This is a genomic window from Chitinophaga sp. (assembly GCF_036566945.1).
Lineage (GTDB): Bacteria > Bacteroidota > Bacteroidia > Chitinophagales > Chitinophagaceae > Chitinophaga.
Genome location: NZ_DATCVJ010001036.1, coordinates 1 through 3543 on the forward strand (window position 1 = coordinate 1; position 3543 = coordinate 3543).

Here is a 3543-nt window from a genome sequence, read left to right on the forward strand (position 1 = left end):
CGTGGATATCCTGCCCAGGTGGTACCAGCAATGGTGGGCGAGGGGCATCCTTTTACTGGCAGCGTTATTGCTGGTATTGGTAGGGTTGCGTTACATTATCAGGCGTATTAAGCAGGCAGAGAAGCGGAAAACAGAATACAACCGGCGCATCGCGGAACTGGAAGCCAAAGCGCTTACCAACCAGATGAATCCGCATTTTATTTTCAATTCCCTGAACTCGGTACAGCATCTCATCCTGGAAAAAGAGGAAAAACAAGCCCTCAACTTCCTGGCGGATTTTGCTACCCTGATGCGTCAGATGCTTAATAATTCCCGGAAATCATATATTTCACTGGAAGAAGAAATCGCCTTTCTGACACGATACCTGGAGTTGGAAAAGATCCGGTTTGCACATTCCTTTACTTATCATTTCATCCTTGAGGATGCTTTGAAGGAGTATACCATCTACATTCCGCCCATGATTATTCAGCCAATCGTTGAAAATGCCATTAAACACGGCCTGGCTCCAAAGAATATCAGTGGTTATTTAGAAATAAGATTGGAAATGGTGGATGATCTCTTATATTGTTCTGTGGATGATGACGGAATAGGCTGGGATAAGTCAAATAGCATTAAAAGTTCAAGGCTCATTAAACACGAGTCTACTGCACTTAGCGTGATTAAAGAGCGCTTGCAGATTATAAAATCTTTTAATGGAAGTGTTGGAAAGTTAGAAATTATTGATAAATTTAAATCTGGTTTCGGCAATAAGGAAGGTACCTTAGTTGAAATACTGATTCCCATTGTTAAGATGTTATGAGTAATATAAAAGCTGCCATTGTAGACGATGAAGTCCGCAACATTCATATTTTACGCAACATACTCGAGAACTACTGCAAAGATGTAACAGTTGTCGGTGAAGCGCAAAATATCAATGAGGCGGCAGAAATGATTAAGAATAACCCCATTGATGTTCTGTTTCTTGATATTGAGATGCCACCACACAATGGGTTTCAGCTATTGGAAATGTTTCCGGTACTGAATTTCGAAGTCATTTTTATCACCGCGTTTCAGGAGTATGCACTGCAGGCCATTAAATTTGCCGCTTTGGACTACCTGTTGAAACCAATTAAGGTGAGTGAGGTAGAAGACGCCCTTGAAAAGGTAAAAAAGAGCAAGAAGGGCCGGCTCAACGAATTGGCATCTATCCTGAAAGATTATGTCAAAAATAATGATAACGCCTTCTCAAAGATCGTTATACCTGTCAACGATGGGTATAATGTCATTGATCTGAAGGATATTATCTATTGTGAAGCATTTGATAGCTATACCAAAATTCAGCTGATCAACAATGTTTCCCATCTCATTTCAAAATCCCTGAAAGAGTATGAGGAAATGCTCTCCGATAAAGGATTCTATCGGGTGCACAAATCTTTCCTTATCAATATTCATCATATCGTAAAGATCATCAAAGGATTGGGAACAGCCGTGGTGATGAGCGATCAGAAGAATATTCCTATCTCTTCCCGTAAAAAAGACGAGTTCTTCACCCAACTGAAAGGGGTCATCAACCTGTAACAGATGTTAGCTGTTAGCTTTTAGCTTTTAGGCTTTTAGCGGAAGATGATGATATTTAACAGGCCAGGCACGCTTAACGCGCCTGGCCTGTTGCTGTATCCCCCCTTTTGGACTATTTTCACCCCCTTTTTGCTGCACTTAACATGCATTTTTAAGCATTCGCTAACTCATTCTCTGCTTTCACGGATTAATGGAAAGGAGTATCATATACTTATATTATTTTCATAATAGGTTTTCATAGATAGCTGATTGCATCAAACGCCTGTCCAGGCAATGCGTGTATGACTTAATGGAAAAGTCCCGTTCCCAGGTAAGCCGGGACGGGACTTTTGTTTGAAGACCTATAAAACGATCTTAATGGCTGGCAGATCAGAGATTTTCGCTGCCGGAGCCAGTTGTAATATTATAATAATAGATGCTGCTGCCTTTTTCAGGATAGAAGCCTATCAGTTTGAGTGTTTTTTGTTTTTCCACGGCGCTGCTCAGCGCATCTACGGATGTTACCGGCATCGTACCCGCTTTCAGGATCACAAAGCCTGGCGCCATAGTGGTTTGTTTTTTCAGGATACCATTACCGATATCATTCACCAGTACACCTCCATTTACCCCTAATCTGGCTGCTTCATCTTTATCCAATTCAGATAAATCTGCTCCTAAACGGTCCAGTGTGGTCACTTTCACCAGGTCGGTATTTCCTTTCAGGTTTTTCAGGATCACATTTTCTGCGGTTACTTCTTTGTTGTCGCGCAGGTAGGTGAGTGAAATTTTGTCGCCTGGTTTGTAACGGGCCACCTGCTCGCTGAGCTGGGAAGTAGTCGGAATTTTTACGCCGTTGATCGCAGTGATCACATCGCCGGCGTGAATACCCGCTGCAGCCGCAGAGCTATTCGGCATTACTTCCGTTACCTGTACGCCGTTTACATCTCTTCTGATACCTGCATCCTTCAGCTGTTCATCGCTCATATTGCCAATGAGAGAAGACGGTGCGTATTTAACACCGAGGTAAGCTCTTTGTACGTTACCATATTTCAGGATGTCGTTCACTACCTTCTTAATCAGATTCACCGGAATGGCGTAGGAGTAACCCGCATAGGAGCCCGTAGGCGATGCAATAGCGGAGTTGATACCTACCAGTTCACCGGCAGTATTCACGAGCGCACCACCGCTGTTACCCTGGTTTACGGCAGCATCGGTTTGTATAAACGATTCGATCGCACTGTTTACTTTGCCACCACTTCTGTTAATACCGATAGAACGGGACTTGGCACTCACAATACCTGCGGTAACGGTAGCATCCAGGTTTAATGGGTAACCTACTGCCAGTACCCACTGACCTATTTCTACGTTATCGGAGTTACCATAGATAAGGTAAGGAAGACCAGCGGCTTCTATTTTAATCACAGCGAGGTCGGTGCTGGGATCTGTACCAATCAATTTTGCTTTGAAAGTTTTGTTGGAATTACTGAGGGTTACGCTGATATCGTCTGCATCTGAAACAACGTGATTGTTGGTCACAATAAATCCATCTGCAGAAATCAGTACACCGGAACCGGAAGCCATCTGGCCGGGAACATAGTACCGGCGGCCATCGCCGTTGCCGTTGAATTCATCTCCAAAAAAATCATCTCCAAAAAGGTCTTGCAGTACGCTGCGTTTTCTTTGGAGGTTATTGCCATTCGTGACGGGTCTGGGGTTGATTTTTGTTTTGATATGGACAACACCCGGAACCACAGCTTTTGCCGCGGTGGTAAAGTCCGATGGGGGCGTAGCGTTTACATTGGCCTCTGTGCCTGGCATGTAGCGGGCATAGTTTACGGGGATTTCAGTACCATTCTGGAAAACCATTGGCTGCCGTGGCTGGATATATTTGCCATACACAAATATGGAGGCAGCGGCAGTTACAGCACTGACAAAAACAGTTGTAACAATTTGCTTGAATTTCATATTATAGTGTGTTTGCGTGATAATTAATGAAATAATAACGCC

3 protein-coding genes are annotated in these 3543 nt (G+C 43.6%); 2 read left to right on the top strand and 1 reads right to left on the bottom strand.

All coding sequences use genetic code 11. From position 1 onward, the window contains the following. Together VIP81_RS31295 and VIP81_RS31300 are read left to right on the top strand one after the other, a co-directional pair. Positions 1 to 799, top strand: a 799-nt coding sequence (locus tag VIP81_RS31295) for a sensor histidine kinase (RefSeq protein WP_331971348.1), incomplete at its 5' end; no start/stop codon positions are given. Then, positions 796 to 1557, top strand: a complete 762-nt coding sequence (locus VIP81_RS31300; RefSeq protein WP_078672331.1) for a LytR/AlgR family response regulator transcription factor — start codon at positions 796 to 798, stop codon at positions 1555 to 1557. The genes VIP81_RS31295 and VIP81_RS31300, both read left to right, overlap by 4 nt. 369 nt (positions 1558 to 1926) lie before the next feature. Here the strand turns inward: VIP81_RS31300 and VIP81_RS31305 are convergent. Next, a partial coding sequence (locus tag VIP81_RS31305; protein ID WP_331971386.1) for a trypsin-like peptidase domain-containing protein occupies positions 1927 to 3543 on the bottom strand: 1617 nt, incomplete at its 5' end.

Bases quoted from the DNA above. Each gene is read 5' to 3' on its own strand.
- VIP81_RS31300 (WP_078672331.1), top strand. From the start codon at position 796: ATGAGTAATATAAAAGCTGCCATTGTAGACGATGAAGTCCGCAACATT.